Source organism: Phytomonospora sp. NPDC050363 (genome assembly GCF_040655735.1).
Lineage (GTDB): Bacteria > Actinomycetota > Actinomycetes > Mycobacteriales > Micromonosporaceae > Phytomonospora.
In genome coordinates this window covers 199,877-213,599 of sequence record NZ_JBFAKK010000001.1, presented here as the reverse complement: position 1 = coordinate 213,599, position 13,723 = coordinate 199,877, and the positions used below count along the sequence as shown (strand labels likewise).

The window sequence follows — 13,723 nt, the reverse complement described above, 5'->3', positions numbered from 1 at the left end:
ACCGTGAGGACTCCCCATGTCACCCTTACGCGCCAAGAGATCGACCGTCTTCAGTCTCGCCACCGTCTTACTCGCCACCGCGCTCACCGGCGCCGCCATCACCACCGCGGCGGCCGACGAGGCCGTCGCCGCCGCCGACTGCGGCGCGCTCTTCGACGACTTCGCCTACACCTCGTCGAGCGATCCCGCGCTCGCGGCCCACGGCTGGGTCCCCCGGTCCTACCCGGGCGGTCCGGGCGTCCCGGGAGCCACCTGGTCGCCGTCGAGCATCACCTTCCCGTCCAGCGGCATCATGCAGCTGACGGCGAGCACCGACGGCACCGGCGCGGGAACCCGCCAGGCGGAGCTGTACACGAGCCGGAAGCGGTATCTGGAGGGCACCTACGCCAGCCGGATCCGTTTCAGCGACGCCCCGACCGGCGGCGCCGACGGCGACCACATCGTCCAGACCTTCTTCTCGATCAGTCCGCTCAACGGCGATCTCGACCCGACCTACAGCGAACTGGACTTCACCGAGTACCTGCCCAACGGCGGCTGGGGCGAGCAGGGCCCGATCAATTACCAGACGAGCTGGTACACCTACCGGGCCGATCCGTGGTTCGCCGACAACGTGCACTCCTCGCAGCGGCAGAGCTTCAACGGCTGGCACGACCTGGTCGCGCAGGTCTCCGGCGGGCACGTGAAGTACTACATCGACGGCGTCCTGCTGGGCGACCACTCCGGGAAGTACTTCCCGCGCCAGACGATGACGATCAACTTCAACCTGTGGTTCATCGACACCGCCGGGCACACCGGCTCGCTGAGCACCTACGTCGAGCAGGTCGACTGGGTCCTCTACACCGACAACGACGTGCTCTCGCCGAGCCAGGCGACCGCCCGCGCGGCCGCCTACCGGCAGGCGGGCACATCGTTCGTGGACACCGTCGACGCCGGCGGCCCCTGCACCGGACCGTCCCCGACCCCGACGGCGACCACGTCGCCGACACCGTCGCCGACGGGACAGCCGACCGACTGCGACGACGCTCCCCAGTGGACCTTCGGCGGGGTCTACCAGGGCGCTTCGCTGGTGGTCCACGAGCGCAGCGCCAACGGGAATCCGTCGGGCCCGCCGTCGGGTGACGGCGCGCATCTGTGGCGGGCGCGCTGGTGGACGCAAGGCTCGGAACCGGGCTGGACCGGGGTCTGGGAGGACCTCGGGCGCTGCTGACGGGTAGGAGGCGGGGCCGCCGGCGGAGACGGCCGACGGCCCCGCCGGCGTTGCGGGGTAGGTTCGCGGCGAGAAAGTCCGCCGGAAGCGGGAACCGGGGGCCCTGGGCGGACAGTCACCGGATGTGAAGATGATTTCGCGTGCCCGCGTCCGCGCCGGCGATCCGGACGCGTTCGCAGAACTGTTCGGTGAGTACGTTCGCGCGGTCTACAACCACGGCTTCCGGCTCACCGGCGACTGGTCGGCGGCCGAGGACGTCGCCTCGCTGACCTTCCTGGAGGCGTGGCGGCTGCGCGAACGGCTCGATGTGAGCCCCGGGGCCGGGTCGCTGAGGCCGTGGCTGCTCGGGATCGCGACCAACGTGGCCCGCAACACCCGCCGCGCGGCCCGGCGCTACGACGGTGCCGTCGCGCGAATGCCGCGCACGGAGCCGCTGCCCGACGTGGCCGACGAGGTCGCCGATCGCGTCGACGACAGGGAACGGCTCGCCCGGGTGAAGGCCGCCATGACCGCACTGCGCAAGCCCGAGCGGGAGGTGCTGGCACTGTGCGTGTGGTCGGGCCTCGACTACGCCGAGGCGGCCGAGGCGCTCGACGTCCCGGTCGGCACGATCCGCTCCCGGCTGTCGCGAGCCCGCAAGAGACTCGCGAAGCTCGTCGCGGCCGGAAAACTGGAAGCCGTCGACGAGGAACGGGAACCCGCGCGAGTTCGCGGACAGGTAAAGGGTGACCGCGAAACAGCGGTCCGGCTCGCTCAGGAGATCACCCGATGAACGACACCCCGAACAAGCCCACCTCGAACGAACACGACGAGTTGGCCCGGCTGCTGCCGAAACCGGCGGGACGGGACCTGCCGAGCGAGAGCCGGAGTCGACTCCAGGAGTTCGTGATGAACCACATCGAGCAAGACCGTTCCGCGACGCCGGCGGCTCCACGCCGGGCACCGAGACGCCGGCTGCTCCTGACCGCCGCCGCGCTGGCCGCCGTCGCCGCGGTCGCGGTCGGCGTGGTCGTGACCACCACCGGCCAGGACGCTCCCGGGACCGTCGGTGACACGGCCGGCCCGCACACGGGTCAGCCGGCGACCGGCGGAAACGCCTTCGAACTGGCCGCCGCATACGCGCTGCAGAGTCCTTACACGGCGCCGACGGACGACCAGTGGATCTACGTCAAGCAGCAGAGCCTCGCCGTCGGGGCGATCGCCGAGTCCAAGGGACAGCTGCCGGACGTGACGACGGAACTGTGGCTCAGCGCCGACGGCACGAAGATGGCCTCGTTCAACGAGGAGATCGGCGAGCTCGACACCTGGGAGCAGGACAACGAGTACCCCTGGCTGTGCGCGCTGCCGACCGATCCGGCCGAACTGCTGGCGGTGCTGCGCGAGGACGTCGAGTCGCCGGCCGACGGCCGGGAGGAAGCGCCCGCCACCGGACCGGATGCCGAGGAGGATCTCGACGCCGCCGTGTTCACCCGGATCTCCGTCATCCTCGACTCCCACCTTCTCCCGCCCGACGTGACCGCGGCGCTGTGGAGGGCAGCGGGCCTGGTCCCCGGCGCCAAGGTGTCGGAGGAGACCGTGGAGATCGACGGGCGAGAGGTCATCGCGGCCGGGCGGGTCCAGGACGGCTGGCGCTTCGACCAGCTGCTGCTCGACCCCGAAACGCACGCCTACGTCGGCTACCGCTCGGTCGCCGTCGCCGATCACGAGTACGAGGGCCCGGACGGTGCGATCCACATCGAGAAGGACGAGCTCCAGTGGGCCACCGTGCGGCTCGCCGCGGGAATCGTCGGCAAGCAGGGACAGACCCTCTGATCCGGTGACGTGACAGCTGGGCGGGCCGAGACCGGTCCGCCCCGCTTCGCGTCCGTCAGGGGCGGATGGCGAGTTTGCCGACCGTCGAGCCCGACTCCAGGTCGATGAGCGCCTTCGCGCCGTCGGCGAGCTCGTAGACCGTCGGCGTGCCGGGCCGGTAGACCCCCGCGGCCTGGAGGGCGGCCAGTTCGGCGGTGATCTCGGCGTAGATCTCCGGCGCGGCGGCGATGAGGGTGCCGATGTGCAGGCCGATGACGTGGATCTGGTGGGTGAAGGTGAGGTCGTGGTTGCTGATCGAGGCCTCGCCGGCGGCCATGCCGAATACGACGACGCGGCCGGTGACCCGCCGGGTGGAGGCGAGGCTGACGGCGAAGGTGTCCCCGCCGACCGATTCCAGGACGAGGTCGGCGCCGCGGCCCTCGGTCAGGCGGAGGACCTCGGCGGTGACGTCGGCGCTTCGGTAGTCGATGACGTGATCGGCGCCGAGTTCGCGCACGGTGTCGTGCTTGCCCGCCGACGCGGTGGCGATGACGGTCGCGCCATAGTGCTTGGCCATGAGCACGGCGGCCTGCCCGACGCCTCCGGCGGCGGCGTGGACGAGGACGTGTTCACCGGCGGTGAGGCGGCCGAGGGGCCTGAGGGCGGCGAGGGCGGTGGCCCAGTTGAGGACGAGGCCGAGTGCCTGCTCATCGGTCCAGCCCGCCGGGACGGGCGCGGCACCGGCGGCGGGCAGGGTCATGTACTCGGCGAAGGCGCCATGGCCGGCACCGATGACGTGGTCGCCGACCTCGACGCCGGTCACGTCGGCGCCGAGGGCGACGATCTCGCCGGCGCCCTCGAAGCCGGCCCGGTAGGGCGCTTGCGGGCCGCCGCCGTAGGTGCCGCGGGTCTGCATGGTGTCGGCGAAGTTGACGCCCGCCGCGCCGACTCGGATCAGGACCTCGCCGGCTCCCGGCGCGGGCACGGGCTCATCGGTGACCAGCCGCAAATCCCGCGGGCCGGTCAGGGAGGGCTGCCGCAGGGCTCGCATGGTGGTGGGAAGGCTGCTCACAGGTATCGGACTCCATCCGCTTCGTCGCCGGCGGCCCGGGGCTCCGAGCCGAAACTCAAGCTAGCAGACAGATCTGTCTACAGTTCGGCCCACGATCTGTCGGGATCGTCACGTGATCCCTTGGTAGCTCGGCGATCTGAGGAAGACAGGTCGCTCTGTAGACTGGGTCTCCGCAGAGGAGAGGTGGGCGCATGCCCGAGCACGGTCGGACGAAGGAGCGGATCCTGGAGACCGCCGTGCGGTTGTTCTACGCGCACGGCCCGCGCGGTGTCGGCGTCGACACCGTCATCGCCGAGGCCGGAACCTGCAAGGCCACCCTCTACAAGTACTTCCCCCGCAAGGACGACCTCGTGCTCGCCTACCTTGACGCGGTCGACCGGGACTGGTTCGCGCGCCTGCGATCCGCCGCCCGCGCCGCCGGGGGTGATCCCCGCGGCCAGCTCGTCGGCCTCTTCGACGCCCTCACGGAGGCCGCGGGCCGCGGCGACCATCACGGCTGCGCCTTCATCAACGCGGCCGCCGAGGCCGACCCCGCCGGGGAGGTCCACGCGCGCGGCGTCGAGCACAAGCGCGTCGTCGCCGCCTGGATCACCGACATCGCACGCCGCGCCCACGCCGCCGACCCCGAGCGCCTCGCCCGGCAGCTCGGCGTCCTCATCGACGGCACCCTGTCGGCCGGAGTCCTGCACGCCGAGCCCGCCATCGCGCTCGCCGCCAAGGACGCCGCCCGCGTGCTGGTCGACGCCGCCTGCGGGGACTGACCGGGGCGCCGCTCCTCAACTCGTCGCCGGCCACTACAGGGACATGATCACCGCGCCCGCGCGGGGTGCAGCGGATAACCCGTGCGGGCTCGACCACTGCTCCCTCGCCGAAGCGCCGGAGGAAACGCGCCGAGGCTAGGTCACCTCGGCGTACAGCGGTGCCAGGTCGATGTAGATCCGCCAGTCGCGGGCGAGTTCGCCCTCGAAGACGAGGATGTCGGCGTTGGGCACGATCACCGTCCGCCCGTCCTTGCGGCGGTACTCCACGTCTGTCTGGGCGATGGAGGTGTCGCCGACCTCCCACACGTGGTGCACGTGGTGGGTGAGTCCGTCGATGGTGGCGAAGAACGCCGCGACGGCCTCGCCGATCGCCTCGCGGCCCTTGACCACGGGAGCGTTGGCGAAGCGGAACTCGGCGTCCTCGGTGAGGTGGGCGACGAAGCGCGCGGGATCGAAGGTGTCGATGTCGGCGAAGACGGCGCGGACGTCGCGGCCTTTGGGCGTGCGGCGGTAGGGGGCGGTCGGTGCCATGGGGACCTGCCTTCCACGAACTGCGCTGGTTCCCCCGCTCCTCCACTGTGGACGACCGAGCGTCACATGTCCAGCACCGCCAGGTCCAGTTCGCGCAGCCGGCCGGGGTCGGCGATGACGTCGATGCCGGTGATCCGCTCGTCGGCGATGGCGAAGCCGAGGACCACGAAGATCCTGCCCTGCGGCGCCATGACCAGGCCGACGCCGCCGTTGACCAGCGCGGGCTGGCTGAAGCGGGCGCGACCGGCCGCGGCGTTGGCGCCTTCGGCGACCTCGTGCCGGCCACGCAGCACGACCGGCTTCCCCATGGGATTGGCGCCCGCGTCGGCGCGCAGTACGACGTCGTGGTCGAGGACGGCGACGAGGGCTTCGAGGTCGCCGTCGCGTGAAGCGGCGAGGAAGGCGTCGACGACGCGGCGCTGGCCGAGGAGGTCCGGGTCGGGCGCCGGTGCGCCGCCCCGGACCCGGCGCCGGGCACGGCTCGCGAGCCGCCGGGCCGCCTCGGCGTCGCCGTCGAGCATCCGTCCGATCTCGTCGAAGGGCACGGCGAACATGTCGTGCAGCACGTAGGCGAGACGCTCGGCGGGCGTCAAGGTGTCGAGGACGACGAGGAGTGCCAGGCCGACCGAGTCGGCCATCAGCGTCTCCTGCCCGGCATCGTCGTCGGCGGAATCGGCCGCCGACCGCGTCGTGCCGCCGTCGACACCTTCCGTGGGGTGGGCCCGGCGGGCGCGGAGCATGCTCAGGCAGACGCGGGCGACGACGGTCGTCAGCCAGGCCGGCAGATCCTCGACGCCGCCGGGCCCGGCCCGCCCCAGCCGCAGCCGGGCCTCCCGCAGCGCGTCGTCGGACTCCCCCACCGAACCCAGCATCCGGTGGGCGACCGCGCGCAGACGCGGCCGGTGCTCCTCGAAACGCTCGGTCAGCCATGCGCTCTCGCCGGTCACGTCGCTTCCTCTCCACGGGCTTCGGTGACTCGACCCGCGAGGGGCCCCGGATGTGACAGGCCATCCTCACAGCGGCGCCCGGGAACGCCGTCGCGGGGCCGCCGCTTCTGCGACCCTGAAGCGACGACCGAAGGGAGCACCATGCCGACCGGACCCGATCCCGCCCGCCTGCGCCGCCTCTGGGACCGGCAGTCGGAGACCTTCGACCGGCAGATGGGCCGCTTCGAGCGCCGTCTGCTCGGCGAGCACCGTCCACTGGTCTGCGGTGCGGCCGAAGGCCGGGTCCTGGAGGTCGCGGTCGGCACGGGCCTGAACCTGCCGTACTACACGGCCGGGGTCTCGCTCACCGGGCTCGACTTCAGTCCGGCCATGCTCGCCCAGGCGCGTGCGCGGGCCGACGCGCTCGCGAGCCCGGTCGCGCTGTGCCAGGGTGACGCGCTGGCCCTGCCCTTCGCGGGCGGATCCTTCGACACCGTCGTGTGCACCTTCGCCCTCTGCTCGATCCCCGACACGGCCCGCGCGCTGTCCGAGATGGCCCGGGTGCTGCGGCCGGGCGGCAGCCTGCTGCTCCTCGACCACGTGTCGAGCACCTTCTGGCCGCTGAGGGCCGTGCAGTGGCTCGTCGACCGGGTCAGCGTCCCCCTCGCCGGCGAGCACTTCCACCACCGGCCACTGCCGCAACTGGCGGACGCCGGCTTCGAGATCGTCGACAGTGAACGGTCGCGGCTCGGCGCGGTCGAACGCATCCGAGCCCGGCGACGCTGAAGGCATGGAACACCAGGTCGCGGGCGTGCGACCGGGTCGGCGGCGTCCGCGTTGACAGCCCTCGAAACCGGCCGCTAGCCTGGAGATCGGCTCCAGGGACTTGTTCTCCTCCGCGCTCCGCCGCCCGTGGCCGGACCACTCGGAGCACTCGCGGCGCCCGTGCCGCAGGAGGAAGACTCCACACCGGCAGTGAGGGGACATCGGGGTGCCTGGCGGGGACACGGTAGGCGGGCGTTACCGCCTGGAGAGCCGTCTCGGCTCGGGCGGCATGGGCGAGGTCTGGCGTGCCACCGACACGCGGCTGGGCCGCCGGGTCGCGGTCAAACTCCTCCACCCGCTGCTGTCGGACAACGAGCGGTTCCGGGATCGCTTCACCGCCGAGGCGATGCTCGTCGCCGCCCTCAACACACCCGCCGTGGCCATGATCCACGACTACGGCGAGGACGAGACCCCCGACGGCCCCAGGTCCTACCTGGTCATGGAACTCGTCGAGGGCGAGTCCCTCGCCGACGTCCTGCGCGCTCGCGGCCCGCTTGCGCCGGCCGCGGCGATGAGCGTGATCGCCGAGGCCGCCGAGGGACTGCACGCCGCACACCGCGCCGGGATCGTCCACCGCGACGTCAAACCGGCCAACATCCTCATCACCGACGAGGGCCGGGTCAAGCTCATCGACTTCGGCATCGCCCGCGCCCTGGGTGAGGCCGGACTCACCGAGACCGGCATGGTCATCGGGACCCTCACCTACACCGCCCCGGAGCAGCTCGCCGACGAGGACCCGGCCCCCGCGGCCGACGTCTACTCCCTGGGCATCGTCGCGTACGAGTGCCTCACGGGCGCACCGCCCTTCGTCTCCGACAAGGCCCCGGCGATCCTGCACGGTCACCTGCACCAGACTCCCGCGCCCTTCACCGCCTCGGTACCCCCGGCGGTGTCGAACGCGGTCATGACCGCGCTGCGCAAGGAACCCGGCGAGCGGTGGGCGAGCGCCCGCGCGTTCGCCGAGGCCTGCCGCGCGGCGATCGCCTCCACCGCCCCGGACTCGGCTCCGCTCGCCGCCGTCGCGGTGGTCGGCCGGGTGCCCGAACCCGAGCCCGAGGAGGTCGACACCACCGAGCTGCCCGACGACGAGCCCGTTCGCGTAAGCGGGTCGCGCCGGGCGCTCGTCCCGGCGCTGGCGGTGCTCACGGTCGTCGTCCTGTTCGCCACCGCTCTGCTGTGGCTGACGTGGGCGAAGGACGAGGGTCCCGGCGGGGACGGCGGCGCGCTGGCCGGCAGCGGCTCGCCGGTGTCGGAGCAGTCGAGCGGACAGCCGCCGCGATCCGATCCGCCGGTGTCCGATTCGCCGTCGGCCGACGAGAAGCCCGCCGCCGACGACACCGGAGGCCGGCCCGATCCGACGGACGGCGGAGACGGCGACGGGAACGGGGATGGGGATGGGAACGGCGATCCCGGCGGGGAGGACGGTCCCAAGCTGGAAAAAGTCCCCGACCTGACGGGCGTGCCGACCGAGCAGGTCGCCGGGGAACTGCTCGCGCTCGGCTTCCGCAACTCCAAGTCCGAGCCGGGCGGCACCTGGCAGGACGAGACCTGCGTGGTCCTCGAACAGTCCCCCGCGCCGGGAACGCTCATCGAGGTCGACGCCGTCATCACCTTCTTCTACAACGAGTCCTGGCCACCCTGCGAAGGCGTCGACAACGGGTTCTAGCGTTGCCGGGCCCGAGGCCACCGGCCGTCTCCCGGGATCGTGCCGCCGTGGGCCGTCGGGACGGCCGGGAGCGGGGCCGTCGGTGAGACTTCCCTCAAGCTGATCGGCGTCGCGTGCGCAGCGAGCGTGCGATGCCGCCGAATCCCCTGGACTTTGAGCAGGACGACGTGACTTACCCACCACAGCAGTACCCGCAGCAGTATCCCCAGCAGGGCGGCTACCCGCCCCCGCAGCAGGGTTACGGCTACCCTCCGCCGCAGTACCCGCCGCCCGCGCCTCGCCGTCGCGGCCCGCGCTGGGGCCTGAGGATCGGCTTCACACTGGTCCTCGTGGGCGGCCTGTTCGGCTATTTCTTCTTCGTCCACGGCGGGAATCCCGAACGCGGGGACTGCCTGAAGAACCTCGACGAGACCTTCACCGGATGGAGCATCGTCGAGTGCTCCGACCCGGCCGCCGTGTACGAGGTCGTGGCCACCGCCCGCGGCAGCTACGACTACGACCTCGGCACCTGTGAGGGCTACCCCGAGGGCGAGGCCGTCAACGAGAGCAACGGCAAGAGGGGCAAGCGCTGGGAGATGTGCGTCGTGCCCGTCGGCTCGGCCGACTGACGGCGCCTCTCGCGACGGCGGGCGGGGCGCTTCGGCGGCCCGCCCGCTCTGTTCTCACGTGCCCCGGTGGCGACCACGACGTAGCGTTCGCATGGACACGCCCGGACCTCGACGCAACCCCGGCAGGACATGGAAACCGACGACCTGTTCACCCGCCTCGGCGGCCTCCTGGGAGGCGCCGACGACGCCGCGCTCGCCGACTTCACGGCCGCGCGGCTCGGCGTGCTGCTCGCCGACGCCGTCTGGGCCCGCGTGTCCGAGGGTGACGACGGCCCCGCGGAGACCCTCGCCGCCGCGCTCGGCCGCTGCGCGGGCTTCGGCGAGCTCGACCGTGCCGCCGCTTACCTGCCGGGGTTTCCCGCCGACGACGGCGGCGCGATGTTCGCGGTGGCGCTCGCGCTCTACCGGGCCGCGCTGCGCGGCACGCTGGCCGAACCGGATCCGTCGGCGCGGCTGGAGTTGCTGTCGCGGTTGATGACGTGGAGCCGTGAGCGCTACCAACTGGAGACGACGGCCGAGGTGCAGTCGCACCTGGTCGACCAGTACCGCGCGCTGTCGGGCCCCGACCCCGATCTGGTGCGGCCGGAACTGGCCGAGGCGCTGGTGGAGCTGATCGAGACCGCGGTCGAGGTCTTCGACGAGACGGACGAGGACGATCCGGCGCACGGCGCCGAGCTGGACCGGCGGCTGACGGAGTGGTCTGAGGAGTTGCTGGAACTCTGCCTCGACCTCGCCGAACGGGGTCCGGCGCCGCCGGCCGGTGTCGTGCGCTGGCTGCGCCGGGCCACCGAGGCGCTCCAGGAGAAGTCCGGCTCGACCGTCGCGGCCGCTTTCTCGGCACGCGCGCTGGAGTCGCTGTCGCGGTGGACTCCCCCGCGGTCGGCCGCCGAACTCTCCTCGCTGCAGGAGCTGCTGAGCTGCCACGTCGGCATCCTGCGCTTCCTCGACCGCGTCGACGAGGCGCTGCGCCACTCGCAGCGGCTGCTGCACTGGTACGAACCACTGCTGGCCGCTGATCCCGTAGTCGACCTGCGCAAGGCCGCCGCGGCCTTCGAACGGCACGCCGCGCTGCTCACCCGGGCGGGCCTGCCGCACGCGGCCGTCGCGGCGTCCGAGCGCGTCATCGACATCTGCGAGCGCGCCGCCGACGGCTCCGCGCAGGGGCCTCGCGAGAGGTTGGCCACGGCACTGCGCAACCACGCCGACCGGCTGCGCGCGCTCGGCGAACTCGACGCGGCGCGTACGCCCTCGGCGCGGGCCGTCGCGGTCCGCGAGGAACTGCACGCCGTGCCCGCCCTCGCCCAGGATCTCGGGCTGCATTCACGGCTGCTCGCCGACCTGCGCGACCACGAGGGCGCCCGGGCCGCCGCCGAGCGGGCCGTGGCCGTGTGGAAGGAGGTCGCCGGACCGCACCGGTCCTTCGTCCGCTACAGCGCGGCGCTGAGCGTCCTCGCCGAGCGGCTGCACGCGCTCGGCCGCGACGAGGAGGCCGTCGACGCCTCGATGCGAGCCGTCGAGGTCGCCGAGGGCGCCGTCGAGAACACCGACGCCACGAAGATCCATCTCGCCGAGGCCCTCGGTTCCCTGGTCGCCCGGCTCGTCCACGCCGGGCGCCACCGCGACGCGCTGGCCTGGTCCGACCGCGAACTGGCCACCTGGGCCGAGGCCCTCGGCGAAGCACGTGCCGACCGTGCGGGCGAGCTGCGCGCACGACACGCCGAAGCGCTCACCAACCGCGCGATCGCGCTCAATCACCTGTCCCGCTACGCCGAATCGCTCGCCAGTACGGCGGAGTCGGTGGCGACGCTGCGCGAACTCGTCGAGGACGATCCCCTCCGCTCGCCGTCGCTGGCCAACGCGCTCTTCGTCCGCCAGGCCGCCCTCGCGTCGCTGCGGCGGCACACCGAGGCGATCGACCACTGCCGCGAGACGATCGCGATCTACGAGGGCCTCGACGGCGGCGACCACCGGCGCGACCTCGCCGACGCCTACCGGGCCCTCGGTGGCCTGCTGGGCGACCTGCGGGACGAGGACTCGCTCGCCTGGTCGAACCGCGCCGTCGACCTGGCGGCCGAGCTGGCCGGCGAACTCGGCGAGCGGCGTGTCCCGGACCTGATCGACGCCTGGACGAACCGCCTCGGCATCGTCCAGCGGCTGGGCCGCCCGGTCGCCGAGATGCTCGCGGCCTCGGAGGCCGCCGTGGGCCTCGAAAGCGGACTCGCCGGGCGCGATCCCGTCGAGGCCTCGCTCGTCTACGCCAACCACGCGATCTGCCTGGGCGACGACGGACGCCCCCGGGAAGCCCTCGACTACACCGCCAAAGCTGTCGCCGCCTTCGACGGCCACGCCGGCGATCTGCGCCCGCGCGGGCTGGCGCAGTTCGCCTCCTGCCTCGACAGGCACGCGGTCGCGCTGGCCGGCCTCGGAAGGCATGAGGAGGCATTGACCTTCTCCGAACGGGCGCAGGAGATCTGCACCCGGCTCCTGGCCGCCGACCGGCACCTCCACCTCCCCGCCGCCGCGGCCTCCCTTGACAACCACGCCGGCCGCTTCTCCGATCTGGGCCGCCACGACGAGGCCGTCGCGCACTCCGCGGCCGCGCTGGCGATGTTCGAAGAACTCGCGGCCGGGGAGGTCGTCGATCCGCGCTCCCTGAGCACCTCGATCGCCAACCACGCCAACCGGCTGGTCGACGCGGGCCGCTCCGCCGAGGCGGTCGCACCGTCCCTGCGCGTCCTCGGGATGCGCGAGGAGCTGGCCGCCGGCGGGCAGGCGCCCTTCCGGGAGCTGCTCGCGATCTCGCTGCTCAACCACGGCCACCTGCTCGACACGCTCGGCGAGTTCGCCGAGGCGCTGGCCCACACCGGGCGCGCCGTCGAAATGCTGGAGGAACTCGCCGCCCACGGCCATCCGGGCAGTGTCGAGTTGCTCGCGAGGGCGCTGCGCAACCGGATCGTCTACCTCGACAGGCTCGGCCGCTTCGACGACGCCGTGGACAGCGCCGCCCGCGTCGTGGAGTTGAGGGCCGGGCTCGTCGCCGCCGATCGCGGGCTGTGGCTTCCCGCGCTGGCAGCGGATCGGGAGAACCACGCCCGGCGCCTCGACCGCGCGGGCCGCGCCGCCGAGGCCGTCGACATCGCCGGGAAGTGGGTGGCCGACCGGCGGGAACTCGCCGGGCACGATCCCGCCGCCCAACTCGACGAACTGGCCTGGGCGCAGCAGTTCCACGCCTATTCGCTGCGGCTCGCCGGCCGTCTTGCGGAGGCCGGCACGGTGGCCGAGGACGCCATGGGGACCTGGTACCGGGCGTGCGAGCTCGACCCGGAGCAATGGGCGGAGCAGCTGGCCGCCTCCACGTACTGGCAGGCCGGATTCCAGGCGCGGGTGGGGAACCGCGAGCGCGGCGCCGAACGGGCAGCGGAGGCCGTCGACCGCACTCGGCGGCTCGTCGACGACGGCCGGACCGAGCTCCTGCCGGAGCTGGCGAGCCGCGGGGAGGGCCTGGCCCGCCATCGCGTGGGAGTCGGTGACCGGCTGGGCGCGATTCCCGCAGTCGACGCGGCCCTGGTCATCGCCGAGCGTCTCGCCGGTGAGGACCGGGCCGAGCACGCGCCGCTGCTGCGCGACGTGCTCTCCGTCCAGGCGTGGGTCCTTTCGCTGGCCGCCCGGCACGGCGCCGCCCGCGACGCCTCCGCCGCCTGCCTCGCGCTGGCGCGGGAGCTGGACGATCCCGAAAGCCACCGCGACCTCGCGCACGCGCTCGACGGGCATGCCGCGTGCGTCGCCGAACTCGGTGACCACCGGTCGGCGATCGCACTGTCGGAGGAGGCGCTGGTGCTCTGGGAAGGGCTCGGCGGGGCCACCGACATCGCGTGGTCCCACCGGCATCGCGCGTTGTGGTCGGTGGCCGCCGGCGGGGATCCCGCAGCGGCGCTGGCCCTGTCGGAGCGCGGCCTCGCACTGATGCGGGGAGCCTGCGGCGAGGGTCCCGGCCTGCGCGACGAACTCGGCGAGACCCTGCGCGAACACGCGCGGCGCCTGACCGAGAACGGCCGCGACGGCGAGGCCCGCGACGCCTGCGCCGAGGCGCTGGAGCACTTCGAGGAGCTGGCCCGGGAGTTCCCCGCCGTGCATCGGCCGGCCCTCGCCGAGACCCTCCGAACGGCCGCCGAGCTGGCCACCGCCTCCGACCCGGAACGGGCGGTCGAACTGGCCGCGCGCGCCGTCGAGTTGCTCGGTGTGGCCGAGGAAGCCGAGCCGGGAGTGTTCACCGCGAAGCTGGCCGAGGCCCGGTCGACGCTCGCCGGCGCCGAGGTCGCGGCGGGCCGCTGAGCGC

11 protein-coding genes are annotated in these 13,723 nt (G+C 73.0%); 8 read left to right on the top strand and 3 right to left on the bottom strand.

Features of this window, described 5'->3' with window-relative positions:
* The first annotated feature begins 16 nt into the window (after positions 1–16).
* From AB0I28_RS00910 to AB0I28_RS00900, 3 genes are all read left to right on the top strand, one after another.
* Positions 17–1,207 (top strand): glycosyl hydrolase, encoded by a 1,191-nt coding sequence (locus AB0I28_RS00910; protein WP_357488598.1) that lies wholly within the window; start codon positions 17–19, stop codon positions 1,205–1,207.
* A 130-nt stretch (positions 1,208–1,337) separates the two neighbouring features.
* The gene (locus AB0I28_RS00905) at positions 1,338–1,979 is read left to right on the top strand and encodes an RNA polymerase sigma factor (protein ID WP_357488597.1); all 642 of its coding nucleotides are present in this window, start codon (positions 1,338–1,340) and stop codon (positions 1,977–1,979) included.
* Positions 1,976–3,019 carry a CU044_5270 family protein gene (locus tag AB0I28_RS00900; RefSeq protein ID WP_357488596.1) on the top strand — a complete coding sequence of 348 codons (1,044 nt, stop codon included), beginning with the start codon at positions 1,976–1,978 and terminating at the stop codon, positions 3,017–3,019. The genes AB0I28_RS00905 and AB0I28_RS00900 overlap by 4 nt, the downstream gene beginning before the upstream one ends.
* 55 nt (positions 3,020–3,074) lie before the next feature.
* Here the strand turns inward: AB0I28_RS00900 and AB0I28_RS00895 are convergent, their stop codons facing one another.
* Positions 3,075–4,070 (bottom strand): NADPH:quinone oxidoreductase family protein, encoded by a 996-nt coding sequence (locus tag AB0I28_RS00895; RefSeq protein WP_357488595.1) that lies wholly within the window; start codon positions 4,068–4,070, stop codon positions 3,075–3,077.
* A 191-nt stretch (positions 4,071–4,261) separates the two neighbouring features.
* On the opposite strand from AB0I28_RS00895, the gene AB0I28_RS00890 reads away from it, so the two are divergent.
* Positions 4,262–4,831 (top strand): TetR/AcrR family transcriptional regulator, encoded by a 570-nt coding sequence (locus AB0I28_RS00890; protein ID WP_357488594.1) that lies wholly within the window; start codon positions 4,262–4,264, stop codon positions 4,829–4,831.
* A gap of 135 nt (positions 4,832–4,966) precedes the next feature.
* Here AB0I28_RS00890 and AB0I28_RS00885 read toward each other — a convergent pair whose 3' ends face one another.
* Both AB0I28_RS00885 and AB0I28_RS00880 read right to left on the bottom strand, forming a co-directional pair.
* On the bottom strand, positions 4,967–5,362 hold the full coding sequence (locus tag AB0I28_RS00885) for a nuclear transport factor 2 family protein (RefSeq protein WP_357488593.1): 396 nt from the start codon (positions 5,360–5,362) through the stop codon (positions 4,967–4,969).
* Between the two features lie 62 nt (positions 5,363–5,424).
* Positions 5,425–6,309: a sigma factor gene (locus AB0I28_RS00880; protein ID WP_357488592.1), complete on the bottom strand. Its 885-nt coding sequence runs from the start codon at positions 6,307–6,309 to the stop codon at positions 5,425–5,427.
* 141 nt (positions 6,310–6,450) lie between these two features.
* On the opposite strand from AB0I28_RS00880, the gene AB0I28_RS00875 reads away from it, so the two are divergent.
* The 4 genes from AB0I28_RS00875 (at position 6,451) to AB0I28_RS00860 (ending at position 13,719) form a co-directional block, all read left to right on the top strand.
* Positions 6,451–7,074: a class I SAM-dependent methyltransferase gene (locus AB0I28_RS00875; protein ID WP_357488591.1), complete on the top strand. Its 624-nt coding sequence runs from the start codon at positions 6,451–6,453 to the stop codon at positions 7,072–7,074.
* A 205-nt stretch (positions 7,075–7,279) separates the two neighbouring features.
* A complete protein-coding gene (locus tag AB0I28_RS00870; RefSeq protein WP_357488590.1) occupies positions 7,280–8,779 on the top strand; it encodes a serine/threonine-protein kinase in 1,500 nt (499 codons plus the stop codon).
* Between the two features lie 167 nt (positions 8,780–8,946).
* On the top strand, positions 8,947–9,387 hold the full coding sequence (locus tag AB0I28_RS00865) for a hypothetical protein (RefSeq protein ID WP_357488589.1): 441 nt from the start codon (positions 8,947–8,949) through the stop codon (positions 9,385–9,387).
* Positions 9,388–9,516: 129 nt separating this feature from the next.
* The gene (locus AB0I28_RS00860) at positions 9,517–13,719 is read left to right on the top strand and encodes a hypothetical protein (protein ID WP_357488588.1); all 4,203 of its coding nucleotides are present in this window, start codon (positions 9,517–9,519) and stop codon (positions 13,717–13,719) included.
* Positions 13,720–13,723 lie beyond the last annotated feature (4 nt).

Coding starts and splice junctions, on each gene's coding strand:
- AB0I28_RS00900 (WP_357488596.1), top strand. CDS start 1,976: ATGAACGACACCCCGAACAAGCCCACCTCGAACGAACACGACGAGTTG.
- AB0I28_RS00905 (WP_357488597.1), top strand. CDS start 1,338: ATGATTTCGCGTGCCCGCGTCCGCGCCGGCGATCCGGACGCGTTCGCA.
- AB0I28_RS00890 (WP_357488594.1), top strand. CDS start 4,262: ATGCCCGAGCACGGTCGGACGAAGGAGCGGATCCTGGAGACCGCCGTG.
- AB0I28_RS00860 (WP_357488588.1), top strand. CDS start 9,517: ATGGAAACCGACGACCTGTTCACCCGCCTCGGCGGCCTCCTGGGAGGC.
- AB0I28_RS00875 (WP_357488591.1), top strand. CDS start 6,451: ATGCCGACCGGACCCGATCCCGCCCGCCTGCGCCGCCTCTGGGACCGG.
- AB0I28_RS00910 (WP_357488598.1), top strand. CDS start 17: ATGTCACCCTTACGCGCCAAGAGATCGACCGTCTTCAGTCTCGCCACC.
- AB0I28_RS00885 (WP_357488593.1), bottom strand. CDS start 5,362: ATGGCACCGACCGCCCCCTACCGCCGCACGCCCAAAGGCCGCGACGTC.